The sequence below is a fragment of the Serratia marcescens genome, assembly GCF_001902635.1.
Taxonomy (GTDB): domain Bacteria; phylum Pseudomonadota; class Gammaproteobacteria; order Enterobacterales; family Enterobacteriaceae; genus Serratia; species Serratia marcescens_F.
On sequence record NZ_MJAO01000013.1, the window covers coordinates 21,771 to 39,868 of the forward strand.

Below are 18,098 nucleotides of genomic sequence, written 5' to 3' on the forward strand. Positions count from 1 at the left end.
GGAGCATGCAACTGAATTCCACCGAAATCAGCGAACTGATCAAGCAGCGCATTGCTCAGTTCAATGTAGTGAGCGAAGCTCACAATGAAGGTACTATCGTTTCCGTCAGCGACGGGATCATCCGCGTACACGGCCTGGCCGAAGTTATGCAGGGCGAAATGATCGCACTGCCTGGCAACCGTTACGCAATCGCATTGAACCTGGAGCGCGACTCCGTAGGTGCCGTGGTTATGGGTCCGTACGCGGATCTGGCCGAAGGCATGAAGGTTAAATGCACCGGCCGTATTCTGGAAGTGCCAGTCGGTCGTGGCCTGCTGGGCCGCGTAGTTAACACCCTGGGTGCCCCAATCGACGGCAAAGGCCCGATTGAGAACGACGGCTTCTCTCCGGTAGAAGCTATCGCGCCAGGCGTTATCGAGCGTCAGTCCGTTGATCAGCCGGTTCAGACTGGTTACAAATCCGTTGACGCCATGATTCCAATCGGCCGTGGCCAGCGTGAGCTGGTGATCGGTGACCGTCAGACCGGTAAAACCGCGCTGGCGATCGATGCGATCATCAACCAACGCGACTCCGGCATCAAATGCGTTTACGTGGCTATCGGCCAGAAAGCGTCCACCATCGCTAACGTGGTGCGCAAACTGGAAGAGCACGGCGCACTGGCCAACACCATCGTGGTGGTGGCGACCGCTTCCGAATCCGCTGCACTGCAATACCTGGCGCCATACGCCGGTTGCGCAATGGGCGAATACTTCCGTGACCGCGGTGAAGATGCGCTGATCGTATACGATGACCTGTCCAAACAGGCCGTTGCTTACCGCCAGATTTCCCTGCTGCTTCGTCGTCCGCCAGGTCGTGAAGCTTACCCAGGCGACGTATTCTACCTGCACTCCCGCTTGCTGGAGCGTGCAGCGCGCGTTAACGCCGAATACGTTGAAGCCTTCACCAAAGGTGAAGTTAAAGGCCAAACCGGTTCACTGACCGCTCTGCCGATCATTGAAACCCAGGCGGGTGACGTTTCCGCGTTCGTTCCGACCAACGTAATTTCGATTACCGATGGTCAGATCTTCCTGGAATCCAACCTGTTCAACTCCGGTATTCGTCCGGCAGTTAACCCGGGTATCTCCGTATCCCGTGTTGGTGGCGCCGCGCAGACCAAGATCATGAAGAAACTGTCCGGCGGTATCCGTACCGCGCTGGCACAGTATCGTGAACTGGCTGCGTTCTCCCAGTTCGCATCCGATCTGGACGACGCGACCCGCAAACAGCTGAGCCACGGTCAGAAAGTGACCGAGCTGCTGAAACAGAAACAGTATGCGCCGATGTCGGTTGCACAACAGTCTCTGGTGCTGTTTGCCGCAGAACGCGGTTACCTGAACGACGTCGAAGTCGCCAAAGTGGTGAGCTTCGAAGCCGCGCTGGTAGCCTATGCGGACCGCGAACACGCCGAACTGCTGAACCACATCAACCAAACTGGCAACTTCAATGATGAGATCGAGGGCAAGTTGAAAGACATCCTCGAGACCTTCAAGAAAACCCAGTCCTGGTAACGCCGAACGGTCCTGCTGTTGAAAGACAGCAGGCCGTCTGGCACTGAGGAGAAGCAGAGATGGCCGGCGCAAAAGAGATACGTAGTAAGATCGCTAGCGTGCAAAACACGCAAAAGATCACTAAAGCGATGGAAATGGTCGCCGCCTCCAAAATGCGTAAATCGCAGGATCGCATGGCGGCCAGCCGTCCTTATGCAGAGACCATGCGCAAAGTGATTGGTCACCTTGCGTTAGGGAATCTGGAGTACAAGCACCCGTACCTGGATGAGCGTGACGTTAAGCGCGTCGGGTATCTGGTGGTGTCTACTGACCGTGGTCTCTGCGGCGGCTTGAACATCAACCTGTTCAAAAAGCTGCTGGCGGAGATGAAAGCCTGGTCCGAAAAAGGCGTCGAAACCGATTTGGCGCTGATTGGCTCTAAAGCAGCCTCTTTCTTTGGTTCCGTGGGTGGCAACGTGGTTGCCCAAGTGACCGGCATGGGGGACAAACCTTCCCTGTCGGATCTGATCGGGCCGGTGAAAGTGATGCTGCAGGCCTACGACGAAGGTCGTTTGGACAAGCTGTACATTGTCAGCAACAAATTTGTCAATACGATGTCCCAAGAGCCGCAGGTGATTCAGCTGCTGCCGTTACCGCCAGCCGATGACGAAGAGCTGAAGAAAACGCCTTGGGATTACCTGTATGAACCGGATCCCAAAGTGCTGCTTGATACCTTGCTGCGCCGCTATGTGGAGTCGCAGGTTTATCAGGGCGTCGTGGAAAACCTGGCCAGCGAGCAGGCCGCACGAATGGTCGCGATGAAAGCCGCAACCGATAACGGCGGTAGCCTGATCAAAGAGCTGCAGTTGGTATACAACAAGGCGCGTCAGGCCAGCATCACTCAGGAACTCACCGAGATCGTTTCGGGAGCCTCCGCGGTTTAAGCTAGGTTTACGAATTACGTAGAGGATTCAAGATGGCTACTGGAAAGATTATCCAGGTAATCGGCGCCGTGGTGGACGTCGAGTTCCCTCAGGATGCCGTACCAAAAGTGTACGACGCCCTTGAGGTAGAAAACGGCACCGAAAAACTGGTGTTGGAAGTTCAGCAACAGCTGGGCGGTGGCGTGGTTCGCTGTATCGCAATGGGGACCTCCGACGGTCTGCGTCGCGGTCTGAAAGTGAACAACCTGGACCACCCGATTGAAGTGCCGGTAGGTAAAGCTACCCTGGGCCGTATCATGAACGTATTGGGTCAACCAATCGACATGAAAGGCGACATCGGCGAAGAAGAGCGTTGGGCGATTCACCGCGCGGCGCCAAGCTACGAAGAGCTGTCCAACTCCCAGGAACTGCTGGAAACCGGTATCAAGGTAATGGACCTGATTTGTCCGTTCGCCAAGGGCGGTAAAGTCGGTCTGTTCGGCGGTGCGGGCGTGGGTAAAACCGTAAACATGATGGAGCTGATCCGTAACATCGCGATCGAGCACTCCGGTTATTCCGTGTTTGCGGGCGTGGGCGAGCGTACTCGTGAGGGTAACGACTTCTACCACGAAATGACCGACTCCAACGTTCTGGACAAAGTATCCCTGGTTTACGGCCAGATGAACGAGCCACCAGGTAACCGTCTGCGCGTTGCGCTGACCGGTCTGACCATGGCGGAGAAATTCCGTGACGAAGGCCGTGACGTTCTGCTGTTCGTTGACAACATCTACCGTTACACCCTGGCCGGTACCGAAGTGTCCGCACTTCTGGGCCGTATGCCATCCGCGGTAGGTTATCAGCCAACGCTGGCGGAAGAGATGGGCGTTCTGCAAGAACGTATCACCTCGACCAAGACCGGTTCCATCACTTCCGTACAGGCCGTTTACGTTCCTGCGGATGACTTGACTGACCCGTCTCCAGCCACCACCTTTGCGCACTTGGACGCAACCGTGGTACTGAGCCGTAACATCGCTTCTCTGGGTATCTACCCGGCCGTTGACCCGCTGGATTCCACCAGCCGTCAGCTGGATCCGCTGGTAGTTGGCCAGGAGCACTACGACGTAGCGCGTGGCGTGCAGTCCATTCTGCAACGCTACCAGGAGCTGAAAGATATCATCGCTATCCTGGGTATGGACGAGCTGTCTGAAGAAGACAAACTGGTCGTATCCCGTGCGCGTAAGATCCAACGCTTCCTGTCTCAGCCGTTCTTCGTGGCAGAAGTCTTCACCGGTTCTCCGGGCAAGTTCGTATCGCTGAAAGACACCATCCGTGGTTTCAAAGGCATTATGGACGGCGACTATGACCACCTGCCGGAGCAGGCGTTCTACATGGTTGGCACCATTGAAGAAGCAGTGGAAAAAGCCAAGAAACTGTAACGCCTTGAGAGGAGGGTGATATGGCTATGACTTACCATCTGGATGTAGTCAGCGCGGAAAAACAGATGTTTTCCGGCCTGGTGCAGAAGATCCAGGTGACAGGCAGCGAAGGTGAACTGGGGATCTTCCCTGGCCATGCGCCGCTGCTGACTGCCATCAAGCCTGGCATGGTGCGTATTGTTAAGCAGCACGGTGAAGAAGAGTTCATCTACCTGTCCGGCGGCATCCTCGAGGTGCAGCCGAGCGTGGTTACCGTGCTGGCGGACACTGCTATCCGTGGTACTGACCTCGACGAAGCGAGAGCGTTGGAAGCTAAGCGTAAAGCTGAAGAACACATTCGCAGCTCTCATGGCGATGTCGACTATGCTCAGGCATCCGCTGAACTGGCGAAAGCGATCGCAAAACTGCGCGTTATCGAGCTCACCAGAAAAGCGATGTAATGTTTGGGTGCTCGGCACCCAACTTTAAGAAAGCGGCCTATAGGGCCGCTTTTTTTTTACTTTAAAATAAGCATTTCAGCCCGGCGGGCAGGGTGGTGTATAACCCTTTATATCGGGAAAGAAACGTCGCCGATCGCCGACAGTTTTTTCGCTCCGATGCCGAATTGGCCGCTATGGCGGCAGGCCAAGGCCCATGCGGTCTGCGCCGGGTTCGTGATGAGAAATATGTAGTAATTTAACCTCTAAACGGTTTTACTTTCGTCTATCAAAATGGAGTTATCAGGTTGCTTATGTCGAACAGCGCAATGAGCGTGGTTATCCTCGCCGCAGGCAAGGGTACGCGCATGTATTCCGATCTTCCCAAAGTGTTGCATCCTTTGGCCGGCAAGCCGATGGTGCAGCACGTCATTGATGCCGCGATGAAACTGGGCGCGCAACATGTTCACCTGGTATACGGCCACGGCGGCGATTTGTTGAAAAGCACGTTGACTGACGGCGCACTGAACTGGGTGCTGCAGGCTGAGCAATTGGGTACCGGTCATGCAATGCAGCAGGCCGCGCCGCATTTTGCCGACGATGAAGACGTGCTGATGCTGTACGGCGACGTGCCGTTGATCTCCGTGGATACGCTGCAACGCCTGCTGGCGGCCAAGCCGCAGGGCGGCATCGGTCTGCTGACGGTCAAGTTGGACGACCCGAGCGGCTACGGTCGTATTGTGCGTGAGCATGGCGACGTGGTGGGCATCGTCGAACATAAGGATGCCAGCGAAGCGCAGCGTCAGATCAACGAGATCAATACCGGCATCCTGGTGGCCAACGGGCGCGATCTGAAGCGCTGGCTGGGGATGCTGAATAATGACAACGCGCAGGGTGAGTTTTACATCACCGATATCATTGCGCTGGCCCATGCCGACGGCAAGAAAATCGAAGCCGTGCACCCTTCGCGTCTGAGCGAGGTGGAAGGCGTCAACAACCGCCTGCAGCTGGCGACGCTGGAGCGCGTATTCCAGTCGGAACAGTCTGAAAAACTGCTGCTGGCCGGCGTGATGCTACTGGATCCGGCACGTTTCGACCTGCGCGGGGAACTTGTTCACGGCCGTGACATCAGTATTGATGCGAATGTGATTATCGAAGGCCACGTCAAACTGGGCGACCGGGTGAAAATCGGCGCCGGTTGCGTGCTGAAAAACTGCGTGATCGGCGATGACTGCGAGATCAGCCCGTATAGCGTGCTGGAAGACAGCGTGCTGGAAGCCGATTGCACCGTAGGGCCGTTCGCCCGTCTGCGCCCTGGCGCAGAGCTGGCGGCAGGGGCTCACGTCGGCAACTTCGTGGAAATGAAGAAGGCGCGTTTGGGCAAAGGTTCCAAGGCCGGGCATCTGAGCTACTTGGGCGATGCCGAAATCGGCGATGACGTAAATATCGGCGCCGGTACCATCACCTGTAACTACGATGGCGCCAACAAGCACAAGACGCTGATCGGCGACGGCGTGTTTGTCGGCTCCGATACTCAGCTGGTGGCGCCGGTGTCGGTCGGCAAAGGTTCCACCATCGCCGCCGGCACCACGGTGACGCGTGACATCGCCGAGAACGAGCTGGTGCTGAGTCGCGTCAAGCAGGTGCATGTTCAGGGCTGGAAACGTCCGGTGAAGAAGAAGTCATAGTGTGTTTTGCGTTGGGCTCCGTTAACGAGCCCAATACAAAACATAATAATCCCCACCATCTACAGGCTCGGGGCGCACGGTAAAAACCGGCAAAAATCAGGTCAAGACATCGAAAGCGCCCACGAAGGGCGTTAATTAGGAATATAACTGATGTGTGGAATTGTAGGCGCAGTAGCGCAACGTGATATCGCAGAAATCCTGCTGGAAGGTTTACGCCGTCTCGAGTACCGCGGTTACGACTCCGCCGGTCTGGCGGTGGTCGACGAGAAAGGCAACGTCAACCGCCTGCGTCGCGTAGGCAAGGTGCAAAAACTGGCCGAAGCGGCGGAGCAAACCGAACTGCACGGCGGCACCGGCATCGCTCACACCCGTTGGGCGACCCACGGTGAACCGACTGAAGCGAACGCGCACCCGCATGTATCCGACTACATTACCGTGGTGCATAACGGCATCATCGAAAACCACGAACCGCTGCGTGAACTGTTGATCGAACGCGGTTACCGCTTCAGCTCCGAAACCGACACCGAAGTGATCGCGCACCTGGTGCACTGGGAACAACAGCAGGGCGGCACGCTGTTGGAAGTGGTTCAGCGCGTGATCCCACAGCTGCGCGGCGCTTACGGCACCGTAGTGATGGATAGCCGCGATCCGAGCGTATTGGTCGCTGCACGCTCCGGCAGCCCGCTGGTTATCGGCCGCGGCGTCGGGGAAAACTTCATCGCTTCCGATCAGCTGGCGTTGCTGCCGGTAACCCGCCGCTTCATCTTCCTGGAAGAAGGCGATCTGGTGGAAGTGACTCGCCGCAGCGTCAACATTTTCGACAAGCAGGGCAACGCCATCGAGCGCCCTGAGATCGAATCCCAGGTGCAGTATGACGCCGGTGACAAGGGCGCTTACCGCCACTACATGCAAAAAGAGATCTACGAACAGCCGCTGGCGCTGAAAAACACCCTGGAAGGGCGTTTCAGTCATGGCCAAATCAACCTGAGCGAGCTGGGCCCGCGCGCTGACGAGCTGCTGGCCAAGGTGCAGCACGTACAGATTATCGCCTGTGGCACCTCTTATCACTCCGGTATGGTCGCGCGTTACTGGTTCGAATCGCTGGCCGGCGTGCCGTGCGACGTCGAGATCGCATCCGAATTCCGCTACCGCAAATCGGCGGTGCGTCCGGGCAGCCTGATCATTACCCTGTCGCAGTCCGGTGAAACCGCTGACACCCTGGCGGCGCTGCGCCTGTCCAAAGAGCTGGGTTATCTCGGTTCGTTGGCGGTGTGCAACGTGGCCGGCTCTTCGCTGGTGCGCGAATCCGATCTGGCGTTGATGACCAAGGCCGGCACCGAAATCGGCGTGGCGTCGACCAAAGCCTTCACCACTCAGCTCACCGTACTGCTGATGCTGGTGGCGCGCCTGGGTCGCCTGAAAGGCATGGCGGAAAGCGTGGAGCAGGAGATCGTGCACGGCCTGCAGGCGCTGCCGGCGCGCATCGAGCAGATGCTGTCGATGGATAAAGAGATCGAAGCGCTGGCGGAAGGTTTCTCCGACAAGCACCATGCGCTGTTCCTCGGCCGCGGCGATCAGTATCCGATCGCCATGGAAGGGGCGCTGAAGCTGAAAGAGATCTCCTACATTCATGCCGAAGCTTACGCGGCGGGTGAGTTGAAACACGGCCCGCTGGCACTGATTGACGCCGATATGCCGGTGATCGTGGTGGCGCCGAACAACGAACTGCTGGAAAAGCTGAAGTCCAACATTGAAGAAGTGCGCGCACGCGGCGGCCAGCTGTACGTGTTCGCCGATCAGGACGCCGGCTTCGTCAGCAGCGAAGGCATGACCATCATTCCTCTGCCGCACGTCGAGGAAATCGTGGCGCCGATTTTCTACACCGTGCCGTTGCAGCTGCTGTCTTATCATGTGGCGCTGATCAAAGGCACCGACGTTGACCAACCGCGCAACCTGGCGAAGTCTGTCACCGTAGAGTAATCTGCCGCAGGTAGACTGCAAAAGCCGGCCTTAGCGCCGGCTTTTTCATCTACGGCGTAAAAGATGACAAGTGTGTCGATTCGGGGATAAACGTTGTCATATTCAAGTGGATAGCCGTGGCTAAAACGGTTTTTTTATTGCTTGGCGATTGTGCTGTCTTTTAGTTAACCGTTTGATTTTAATATAAACAAACCCTTCTCCTTCGCGTTGTAATATAACTGTCATATTGCGTACATTTTTCTGTCACCAAACTGTCCTATTTTCCCTCCTGCAGCAATACTTACTCTGATTAAAACGACTCGAAGTCGATTTTAAATATCCCATTAGGAGGGATTATGAAACTGATGCGTACCACCGTCGCCAGTATTGTGGCAGCGACCTTCTCCCTGACCACCGTGTCCGCGTTCGCTGCTGCCAGCCTGACCGGTGCAGGTGCGACATTCCCCGCTCCGGTTTACGCCAAGTGGGCAGATTCTTATCAGAAAGAAACCGGCAACAAAGTTAACTATCAAGGCATCGGCTCCTCTGGCGGCGTGAAGCAAATCGTGGCCAACACCGTTGACTTTGGCGCCTCCGACGCCCCGCTGTCTGACGACAAGCTGGCGGCTGACGGCCTGTTCCAGTTCCCGACCGTGATCGGCGGCGTGGTGCTGGCTGTGAATATCCCGGGCATCAAATCCGGCGAACTGACTCTGGACGGTAAAACCCTGGGCGATATCTACCTGGGCAACGTCAAAAAGTGGAACGATCCGGCTATCACCAAGCTGAACCCAGGCGTGAAACTGCCTGACCAGAACATCGCCGTGGTGCGCCGCGCCGACGGCTCCGGCACTTCGTTCGTCTTCACCAGCTACCTGTCCAAGGCCAACGCGCAGTGGAAAGAGAAGATTGGCGCCGGTTCTACCGTTAACTGGCCGACCGGTCTGGGCGGCAAAGGCAACGACGGCATCGCCGCCTTCGTTCAGCGTCTGCCAGGATCTATCGGCTACGTAGAATACGCGTATGCCAAGCAGAACAACCTGGCTTACACCAAGCTGGTTTCCGCCGACGGCAAACCGGTCAGCCCAACCGAAGAGAGCTTCAGCAACGCCGCTAAAGGCGTGGATTGGAGCAAGACCTTCGCTCAGGATCTGACTGACCAGAAAGGCGACAACGTGTGGCCAATTACCTCCACCACCTTCATCCTGGTGCACAAAGAGCAGAAAAACCCTGCTCAGGGTGCCGAAGTGCTGAAGTTCTTCGACTGGGCTTACAAAACCGGCGGCAAACAGGCTAACGAGCTGGATTACGCCACCCTGCCGAAAGAAGTGGTTGAGCAGGTGCGTGCCGCCTGGAAAACCAACGTAAAAGACAGTTCAGGTAAAGCGCTGTACTAACAACGCAGGGGCGCGGGTTCGCCGCGCCCCAACAGTTCTTCAGGCTCTGATTCCGGTTGGGGCTGCCAGGGTTCAAACAGAGAGTAATCTATGGCTGAGTACAAGCCGACCATCAAAGCACCGGGCAAAAACGGTGACATTATTTTCAGCGCGCTGGTGAGACTGGCTGCGCTGATTACCCTATTGTTGCTGGGCGGCATCATCGTTTCGCTGATCTTCGCCTCCTGGCCGAGCATGCAGAAATTCGGCTTCGCCTTCCTGTGGACCAAAGAGTGGGACGCGCCGGCGGAGCAGTTCGGCGCGCTGGTGCCGATCTACGGCACCGTGGTCACCTCGCTTATCGCGCTGATCATCGCCGTGCCGGTGAGCTTCGGCATCGCGCTGTTCCTGACCGAACTGGCGCCGAACTGGCTGAAGCGGCCGCTGGGCATCGCCATTGAGCTGCTGGCGGCCATCCCGAGCATCGTTTACGGCATGTGGGGGCTGTTCGTGTTCGCTCCGCTGTTTGCCGAATACTTCCAGACGCCGGTCGGTGAAGTGCTGTCGGGTATTCCGATCGTCGGCGAACTGTTCTCCGGCCCGGCCTTCGGCATCGGCATTCTGGCCGCCGGGGTAATCCTGGCGATCATGATCATTCCTTACATCGCCGCGGTCATGCGCGACGTGTTTGAACAGACCCCGGTGATGATGAAAGAGTCGGCCTACGGCATCGGCTGCACCACTTGGGAAGTGATCTGGCGCATCGTGCTGCCGTTCACCAAGAACGGCGTGATCGGCGGCGTCATGCTGGGCCTGGGCCGCGCGCTGGGGGAAACCATGGCGGTGACCTTCATCATCGGCAATACCTACCAGCTCACCAGCGCATCGCTGTATATGCCGGGCAACAGCATCACCTCCGCGTTGGCCAACGAATTCGCCGAAGCCGAATCCGGTGTGCACACCGCCGCGTTGATGGAGTTGGGCCTGATTCTGTTTGTTATCACCTTTATCGTGCTGGCGCTGTCGAAGTTGATGATCATGCGCCTGGCCAAGAATGAGGGGCGTTAACATGGCGACGATGGATATGCAAAACGCAGTAGTCCTGGCGGAAAGCCGCCGCAAAATGCAGGCCTGGCGCCGGCAGAAAAACCGCCTCGCGCTATTCCTGTCGATGGCGACCATGGCGTTCGGCCTGTTCTGGCTGATCTGGATCCTGATCGCCACCATCACCAAAGGTTTCGACGGCATGTCGCTGGCGCTGTTCACCGAAATGACCCCGCCGCCGAATACCGCGGGCGGTGGTCTGGCCAACGCCATCGCCGGCAGCGGCCTGTTGATCCTGTGGGCAACCATTTTCGGTACGCCGCTGGGCATCATGGCCGGCATCTACCTGGCGGAATACGGCCGCAAATCCTGGCTGGCGGAAGTGATCCGCTTTATCAATGACATTCTGCTGTCCGCACCGTCGATCGTGGTGGGCCTGTTCGTTTACACCATCGTGGTGGCGAAGATGGAACACTTCTCCGGCTGGGCCGGTATCGTGGCGCTGGCGCTGCTGCAGGTGCCGATCGTCATCCGCACCACCGAGAACATGCTGAAGCTGGTGCCGGATACGCTGCGTGAGGCCGCTTATGCGCTGGGCACGCCGAAATGGCGCATGATTTCCGCCATCACGCTGAAAGCGTCGGTGTCCGGCATCATCACCGGCGTGCTGCTGGCGATTGCGCGCATCGCGGGGGAGACCGCGCCGCTGCTGTTCACCTCGCTGTCGAACCAGTTCTGGAGCACCGACCTGATGCAGCCGATCGCCAACCTGCCGGTGACCATCTTCAAATTTGCCATGAGCCCGTTCGCCGAATGGCAACAGCTGGCTTGGGCCGGGGTGCTGTTGATCACCCTGTGCGTACTGTTACTGAATATCCTGGCGCGCGTGATTTTCGCCAAGAAAAAGCATTCATAAAATTTTGAGCGCCGCTTTGGCGGCGCTGATGAAAAGAGAGAAGTCTTGATGAGTATGGTTACTGACGCTTCCAGCAGCAAAATTCAGGTACGCGATCTGAACTTCTACTATGGCAAATTCCATGCGCTGAAGAACATCACGCTGGATATCGCCAAGAACAAGGTCACCGCGTTTATCGGCCCGTCCGGTTGCGGCAAGTCCACCCTGCTGCGCACCTTCAACAAGATGTACCAGCTGTACCCGGAACAGCGTGCGGAAGGCGGTATCCTGCTGGACGGCCAGAACATCCTGACCGACAACTCGGATATCGCGCTGCTGCGCGCCAAGGTCGGCATGGTATTCCAGAAGCCGACGCCGTTCCCGATGTCCATCTACGACAACATCGCCTTCGGCGTTCGCCTGTTTGAAAAGCTGTCGCGCGCCGATATGGACGAGCGCGTGCAGTGGGCGCTGACCAAAGCGGCGCTGTGGAACGAAACCAAGGACAAGCTGCACCAGAGCGGCTACAGCCTCTCCGGCGGCCAGCAGCAGCGTCTGTGCATCGCCCGCGGTATCGCCATCCGACCGGAAGTGCTGTTGCTGGATGAGCCTTGCTCGGCGCTGGATCCGATCTCCACCGGCAAGATTGAAGAGCTGATCAGCGAACTGAAGGCCGATTACACCGTGGTGATCGTGACGCACAACATGCAGCAGGCGGCGCGCTGCTCCGACTCCACCGCATTTATGTATCTGGGCGAGCTGATCGAGTTCAGTGATACTGATAACCTGTTCACTGCGCCGCAGAAAAAGCAGACTGAAGACTACATCACTGGCCGTTATGGTTGATAGGAAGCATCATGGATAACCTGAATTTAAACAAACACATTTCCGGCCAGTTCAACGCAGAGCTCGAGCATATCCGCACCCAGGTGCTGACCATGGGCGGGCTGGTGGAGCAGCAGCTGACCGACGCCATCACCGCGATGCACAATCAGGATGGCGAGCTGGCTAAGCGCGTGATCGAAGGCGACGCCAAGGTCAACATGATGGAGGTGGCGATCGACGAAGCCTGCGTGCGCATCATCGCCAAGCGTCAGCCGACCGCCAGCGATCTGCGCCTGGTGATGGCGATCATCAAAACCATTTCCGAGCTGGAACGCATCGGCGATGTGGCAGACAAAATCTGCCGCACTGCGCTGGAGAAGTTCTCGCACCAGCACCAGCCGCTGCTGGTTAGCCTGGAGTCGCTGGGGCGCCACACCGTGCAGATGCTGCACGACGTGCTGGACGCCTTTGCGCGTATGGATCTGGACGAGGCGATCCGTATTTACCGCGAAGATAAAAAGGTCGACCAGGAATACGAAGGCATCGTGCGTCAGCTGATGACTTACATGATGGAAGATTCGCGCACCATTCCGAGCGTGCTGACCGCACTGTTCTGCGCCCGTTCTATCGAGCGCATCGGCGACCGTTGCCAGAACATCTGCGAATTTATCTTCTATTTCGTCAAAGGGCAGGATTTCCGTCATTTGGGCGGCGATGCCCTGGAAAAGCTGCTCTCTCCGGGCGGTAAAGACGAAAAAGCAGACTAACCCTTTCCGGGTAATATCCTTCAAAGGCGCGGTTTCCCGCGCCTTTATTCCATCTTAATCGCGTAAAGATAAAAAGGTTATAAACATAGCTTTTTATATTATTTCCTGACCTATGTGGAGATTGCTAGCTTATCCGCCAGCAGGACATCAACCACTTAGGAGCTTTCTATGAAACATCGCGCTTTGGCCTTAACGTTGTTAGCCAGTCTGACCGGCCTCGCCGCCGGCGCCGCGCACGCGGACAAACTTGACGATATCAAGCAAGCCGGCGTGGTGCGCATCGCGGTGTTCGACAGCAACCCGCCGTTCGGCTACATCGATCCGCAGAGCAAGAAGCTGGTGGGCTACGATGTGGATGTCGCCGACGCGATCGGTAAAGCGCTGGGGGTGAAAGTGGAGCTGCGCGCCACCAACCCGGCCAACCGTATTCCGCTGCTGGTGTCGAAGAAGGTTGACCTGATCGCCGCCAACTTCACCATTACCGACGAGCGCGCCAAGGAAGTGAACTTCAGCGTGCCGTACTTCGCCACCGGCCAGAAATTCATCGCTCGCAAAGGCGTGCTGAAAACCCCGGAAGACATCAAGAAACTGCGCATCGGCGCCGATAAGGGCACGGTGCAGGAAATCACCCTGCGCGAGCGTTTCCCGACGGCGAAAGTGATCTCCTACGATGACACCCCGCTGGCGTTCGTGGCGCTGCGCAATGGCAACGTGCAGGCGATCACCCAGGACGACGCCAAACTGGTCGGCCTGCTCGGCAACCTGCCGGCGGCGCAGAAGGCGGAGTTTGAAATTTCGCCGTTCAGCCTGACCAAAGAGTATCAGGGCGTCGGCATTCCCAAGGGCGAAGATCGCCTGACCGCCGCGGTGAACGAGACGCTGATCAAGCTGGAAAAAGACGGCGAAGCGGTTAAGATTTACGATCGCTGGTTCGGGCCGGAAACCCCATCTGCCCAGCCGCGCGGCGACTTCAAAATCGCGCCTTTGGATCAACAACCGAAAGTCTGACTTAACCGTTCGCGGTGAGATCGGTACGGAGGGGCGCAGCTTGCTGCGCCCCTGATGCATTCTGTAAGACAAGGATTGAACATGAACCTGGACTGGCTGCTGGCGCCGCAATACCTGAGCTGGCTGTGGCACGGTTTTCTGCTGACGCTGTGGCTTTCCGCCTGCGCGGGCCTGGCGGCCACGCTGCTGGGCTTTGTGCTGGCGGCGATGCGTGACAGCAGCCTGCGGCCGTTGCGCTGGCTGGCGATGGGCTACAGCTCGCTGTTTCGCAATACGCCGCTGCTGGTGCAGCTGTTCTTCTGGTACTTCGCCGCCGGGCAGATCTTGCCGTCCGCCGCCATGCAGTGGCTGAACAGTTCACATCAGGTCGGCCCGCTTGAGTGGCCGTCGTTCGAGTTTCTCGCCGGTTTCTTCGGCCTGACGCTGTACTCCACCGCCTTTATCGCCGAAGAGATCCGTTCCGGTATTCGCGGCGTCGCCGGCGGGCAGAAATATGCCGCTCAGGCGCTGGGGCTGACCGGCTGGCAGGCGATGCGCTATGTGGTGCTGCCGCAGGCGCTGAAAATCGCGCTGCCGCCGCTGCTGGGCCAGTACATGAACGTGATCAAGAACTCGTCGCTGACCATGGCGATCGGCGTGGCCGAACTCTCTTACGCCTCGCGTCAGGTCGAAACCGAAACGTTGCGCACCTTCCAGGCGTTCGGCGTGGCGACGGTGCTGTATATCGCCATCATCGCGCTGCTGGAAGGCTGGGGCATGTGGCGCCAGCAGCGTAAACCGCTGGGAGGACATTGAGATGGATTTCAGCGTAATTCACGATAACCTGGGCTACCTGCTGTGGGGCACCTGGCCGGACGGGCCGCTGGGCGGCGCGGCGCTGACGTTGGCGATCAGCCTGATGGCCGGCGTGGCTTCGGCGGTGCTCGGTACCTTATTCGGCGTGGCGCTGGCGATGTCACGCGGCGTCGCTGCAGGATTGCTGGCGGCGGTGCTGGGCTTTTTCCGCGCTATTCCGGTCATCATGCTGATCTTCTGGACTTATTTCCTGCTGCCGATGGTGTTTGGCGTCGAGATCCCGGAAATCACCACCGTGGTGTGCGCGCTGGCGCTGATCGCTTCGGCCTATCTGGCCCATGCGGTGAAGGCCGGTATCGCCGCGATCGGCCCCGGCCAGTGGCAGGCCGGGCTTTCTCTGGGGCTGACCCGCTGGCAGACGCTGCGCATGATCGTGCTGCCGCAGGCGCTGCGCATGATGGTGCCGTCGTTCATCAACCAGTGGATTTCCCTGATCAAAGACACCTCGCTGGCTTATATCGTCGGCGTTGGCGAACTGACCTTCCTGGCGACCCAGGTCAACAACCGCAGCATGGTCTACCCGATGGAAGTGTTCCTGTTTGTGGCGCTGGTCTATTTCGTGTTCTGCCTGGCGCTCGATCTGCTAGCCAACGCGGTTAACCGCCGCTTCGGTGCGCAAACCCGCGCGCTGAAGCGCTCCTGGCGCTGGTGGCGCAATAAGCCACCGCTGCCGGCCAGTTAATCGGCCGTCAGTCGCCAGCCGCGTTCGCGCCACAGCGCGGGCAGCTGAGCCAAATCGTCAAACGTCGTCACCAGCGGGTGGTCGATCGGCGGGTTATGCGGATCGGCGCAGAAGTAAAAGACCGGAATGCCGGCATTGATACCGGCCTGGGCGCCGGCGGGTGAGTCGTCCACCAGGATGCAATGCGTCACCGGCACCTGCATCTGTTCGGCGGCGTGAAACACGATCGCCGGATCCGGTTTCCAGCGCTGAAGGTCGTAGCCGCTGAACAATCGGTCATCAAAATAGGGCAGCATGCCGGTCAGGCCGAGCGAGTGCTGCATCTTGCTGACCGGCCCGTTGGAGACGGTGCAGACAGGCACCGTCAGCTGCGCCAGCAGCTCGCGGGCACCGGCAATCTGCTGCAGTTCGCTGTCGAACAGCCGTGCCACTTCCTGCCGATACAGCGGCTCCAGCACCTCCTTTGCCAGGTTAACACCCTGCTCGGCGTTGACCCGATCGATGATCTCGTACAGCTTCACCCCTTTGTATTTCTTGAACACCTCTTCCAGCGATAGATGAATGCCGTAGTGGGCGAACATGTGTACATAGGCTTTGCTGCACAGCACTTCGCTGTCCACCAGTGTGCCGTCGCAGTCGAACAAAATGCAGTCAATCTGATTCATGCGGGACAGGTTCCTTCGGGTTAGCGCCGCTGAGGCCGCTCAGCGATCACTTGATCAGGTTGCGCGCCTTGAGATCGTGCAAAATCAGCGCGGCGACTTGTGAACAGTGCGGCAAATCGCGGCTGTCGCACCACCTCAGTTCGGCGATTTCGGCGGCCGGCTGCAGTTGCCCGGTAAACCCGGCCTGATAGCAGCGAATGCGCACCTGGGTGCCGTCCTGCTTGCCGTCCGCCGGGCCGGCGAATTCGCCGTAAAACGCGATGGATTCCGGCTGTAGCGCGACGGTCAGCTCTTCGTCGATTTCGCGGCACAGCGCCTGTTCATCGGTTTCGCCCGCTTCGCGTTTTCCGCCCGGCACATAAAACAGCGTCTTGTTGTGCGAGCGCACCAGCGCCACTTTGTCGTCTTTCAGCGTGATCAACGCGAGCTTATCGATAAAAGTCGAAGACATGCGGATTCCTGTTTTTTTTAGCGGGTAGGATAAGAGATGCGATAGGCCATTTTATCGGCCGTGCCGGCAAACGGCAACGCAGCGGGAGCAACAGGGGATGAATGTCTGTAAATACAAGCCGTTGACGTGTTTAGCCGTAAAGACGGCGAAAAAAACCTGTGATCGGCGTCAAAAGCCCCACTTTTTGTTATAGGATAGCCAGCGACTGTCCATTCCCATTTTCGGAATTCTGATAATGACCAAACCAGTATCTGGCCTTGACGCTGAGCAAGGCTTGCTTGGGCGCGTGTTTAAACTCAAGCAACATGGCACGACGGCGCGTACGGAAACGATTGCCGGTATCACCACCTTCCTCACCATGGTGTATATCGTGTTCGTTAACCCGCAAATTTTGGGCGCGGCGGGCATGGATACCCAGGCGGTATTTGTCACTACCTGTTTGATCGCCGCCTTCGGCAGCATCTTCATGGGCCTGCTGGCGAACCTGCCGGTGGCGCTGGCCCCGGCGATGGGGTTGAATGCCTTCTTCGCCTTCGTGGTGGTCGGGGCGATGGGCATCTCCTGGCAGGTGGGCATGGGCGCCATTTTCTGGGGGGCAGTCGGCCTGCTGTTGCTGACCGTTTTCCGCATCCGTTACTGGATGATCGCCAACATTCCGGTCAGTCTGCGGGTCGGCATCACCAGCGGCATCGGTTTGTTCATCGGCATGATGGGGCTGAAAAACGCCGGCATCGTGGTGGCCAACCCGGACACGCTGGTGACCATCGGCAGCCTGACTTCGCACAACGTGCTGCTGGGGGCGCTCGGCTTCTTCATCATCGCCGTGCTCTCTTCGCGTAATTTCCACGCGGCGGTGCTGGTGTCGATCGTGGTGACTACCCTGATCGGTTGGCTGCTGGGCGACGTGAAATACGGCGGCCTGTTCTCCATGCCGCCGAGCATCACCTCGGTGGTGGGCCAGGTCGACGTGGCCGGCGCGCTGAACATCGGGCTGGCCGGGGTGATCTTCTCGTTTATGCTGGTGAACCTGTTCGACTCCTCCGGCACGCTGATCGGCGTCACTGATAAAGCCGGCTTGACCGACAACCAGGGCAAGTTCCCGCGCATGAAGCAGGCGCTGTACGTCGACAGCATCAGCTCGGTGGCCGGTTCGCTGGCGGGCACTTCTTCCGTTACCGCTTACATCGAGAGTTCGTCCGGCGTCGCCGTCGGCGGCCGCACCGGTTTGACGGCGGTGGTCACAGGCCTGCTGTTCCTGCTGGTGATCTTCCTGTCGCCGTTGGCGGGCATGGTGCCGGCTTACGCCGCCGCCGGTGCGTTGATCTACGTTGGCGTGCTGATGACTTCCAGCCTGGCGCGGGTGAAGTGGGACGATTTGACCGAAGCGGTGCCGGCGTTTGTCACCGCAGTGATGATGCCGTTTAGCTTCTCGATTACCGAAGGTATCGCGCTTGGCTTTATCTCCTACTGCGTGATGAAGCTCGGCACCGGCCGCTGGCGTGAAATCAGCCCGTGCGTGGTGGTGGTGGCGCTGCTGTTCGTGCTGAAGATCGTCTTCGTCGACGGCCACTGACAGCCACAG

General features: G+C 58.3%; 17 protein-coding genes. 15 read left to right on the plus strand and 2 right to left on the minus strand.

The window, feature by feature from the left end; genetic code table 11:
* Positions 1-5: 5 nt before the first annotated feature.
* The 14 genes from atpA (at position 6) to BHU62_RS14270 (ending at position 15,400) form a co-directional block, all read left to right on the plus strand.
* A complete protein-coding gene (gene atpA / locus BHU62_RS14205; protein ID WP_004933808.1) occupies positions 6-1,547 on the plus strand; it encodes a F0F1 ATP synthase subunit alpha in 1,542 nt (513 codons plus the stop codon).
* Positions 1,548-1,606: 59 nt separating this feature from the next.
* Positions 1,607-2,470: a F0F1 ATP synthase subunit gamma gene (gene atpG / locus BHU62_RS14210; RefSeq protein ID WP_073532585.1), complete on the plus strand. Its 864-nt coding sequence runs from the start codon at positions 1,607-1,609 to the stop codon at positions 2,468-2,470.
* Positions 2,471-2,502: 32 nt separating this feature from the next.
* Positions 2,503-3,885 carry a F0F1 ATP synthase subunit beta gene (gene atpD, locus BHU62_RS14215; RefSeq protein WP_033631385.1) on the plus strand — a complete coding sequence of 461 codons (1,383 nt, stop codon included), beginning with the start codon at positions 2,503-2,505 and terminating at the stop codon, positions 3,883-3,885.
* Positions 3,886-3,905: 20 nt separating this feature from the next.
* The gene (locus BHU62_RS14220; protein WP_004933814.1) at positions 3,906-4,325 is read left to right on the plus strand and encodes a F0F1 ATP synthase subunit epsilon; all 420 of its coding nucleotides are present in this window, start codon (positions 3,906-3,908) and stop codon (positions 4,323-4,325) included.
* A 290-nt stretch (positions 4,326-4,615) separates the two neighbouring features.
* The gene (glmU, locus tag BHU62_RS14225) at positions 4,616-5,989 is read left to right on the plus strand and encodes a bifunctional UDP-N-acetylglucosamine diphosphorylase/glucosamine-1-phosphate N-acetyltransferase GlmU (protein WP_073532586.1); all 1,374 of its coding nucleotides are present in this window, start codon (positions 4,616-4,618) and stop codon (positions 5,987-5,989) included.
* Positions 5,990-6,139: 150 nt separating this feature from the next.
* Positions 6,140-7,969 (plus strand): glutamine--fructose-6-phosphate transaminase (isomerizing), encoded by a 1,830-nt coding sequence (gene glmS, locus BHU62_RS14230; protein WP_073532587.1) that lies wholly within the window; start codon positions 6,140-6,142, stop codon positions 7,967-7,969.
* Positions 7,970-8,304: 335 nt separating this feature from the next.
* On the plus strand, positions 8,305-9,345 hold the full coding sequence (gene pstS, locus BHU62_RS14235) for a phosphate ABC transporter substrate-binding protein PstS (RefSeq protein ID WP_073532588.1): 1,041 nt from the start codon (positions 8,305-8,307) through the stop codon (positions 9,343-9,345).
* A 90-nt stretch (positions 9,346-9,435) separates the two neighbouring features.
* Positions 9,436-10,392: a phosphate ABC transporter permease PstC gene (gene pstC / locus BHU62_RS14240; protein ID WP_073532589.1), complete on the plus strand. Its 957-nt coding sequence runs from the start codon at positions 9,436-9,438 to the stop codon at positions 10,390-10,392.
* A gap of 1 nt (position 10,393) precedes the next feature.
* Entirely contained in the window at positions 10,394-11,284 is an 891-nt protein-coding gene (gene pstA, locus BHU62_RS14245) for a phosphate ABC transporter permease PstA (RefSeq protein WP_073532590.1), read from the plus strand.
* Positions 11,285-11,338: 54 nt separating this feature from the next.
* Positions 11,339-12,109: a phosphate ABC transporter ATP-binding protein PstB gene (pstB, locus tag BHU62_RS14250; RefSeq protein ID WP_016929614.1), complete on the plus strand. Its 771-nt coding sequence runs from the start codon at positions 11,339-11,341 to the stop codon at positions 12,107-12,109.
* Between the two features lie 11 nt (positions 12,110-12,120).
* Positions 12,121-12,855, plus strand: coding sequence for a phosphate signaling complex protein PhoU (gene phoU / locus BHU62_RS14255; RefSeq protein WP_016929613.1), 735 nt, complete (start codon positions 12,121-12,123; stop codon positions 12,853-12,855).
* Between the two features lie 168 nt (positions 12,856-13,023).
* Entirely contained in the window at positions 13,024-13,863 is an 840-nt protein-coding gene (locus BHU62_RS14260) for an ABC transporter substrate-binding protein (RefSeq protein WP_073532591.1), read from the plus strand.
* 81 nt (positions 13,864-13,944) lie between these two features.
* On the plus strand, positions 13,945-14,658 hold the full coding sequence (locus BHU62_RS14265) for an amino acid ABC transporter permease (protein ID WP_025304748.1): 714 nt from the start codon (positions 13,945-13,947) through the stop codon (positions 14,656-14,658).
* 1 nt (position 14,659) lies between these two features.
* Positions 14,660-15,400 carry an amino acid ABC transporter permease gene (locus tag BHU62_RS14270; RefSeq protein ID WP_049200565.1) on the plus strand — a complete coding sequence of 247 codons (741 nt, stop codon included), beginning with the start codon at positions 14,660-14,662 and terminating at the stop codon, positions 15,398-15,400.
* On the opposite strand, the gene yieH is transcribed toward BHU62_RS14270, so the two are convergent.
* Positions 15,397-16,065 (minus strand): 6-phosphogluconate phosphatase, encoded by a 669-nt coding sequence (gene yieH / locus BHU62_RS14275; RefSeq protein WP_073532592.1) that lies wholly within the window; start codon positions 16,063-16,065, stop codon positions 15,397-15,399. The genes BHU62_RS14270 and yieH overlap by 4 nt on opposite strands.
* 46 nt (positions 16,066-16,111) lie before the next feature.
* Positions 16,112-16,516, minus strand: a complete 405-nt coding sequence (locus BHU62_RS14280; protein WP_073532593.1) for an NUDIX hydrolase — start codon at positions 16,514-16,516, stop codon at positions 16,112-16,114.
* 235 nt (positions 16,517-16,751) lie between these two features.
* Here BHU62_RS14280 and BHU62_RS14285 point away from each other — a divergent pair, with 235 nt between their 5' ends.
* Positions 16,752-18,089 (plus strand): NCS2 family permease, encoded by a 1,338-nt coding sequence (locus BHU62_RS14285; RefSeq protein ID WP_073532594.1) that lies wholly within the window; start codon positions 16,752-16,754, stop codon positions 18,087-18,089.
* Positions 18,090-18,098: the final 9 nt, after the last annotated feature.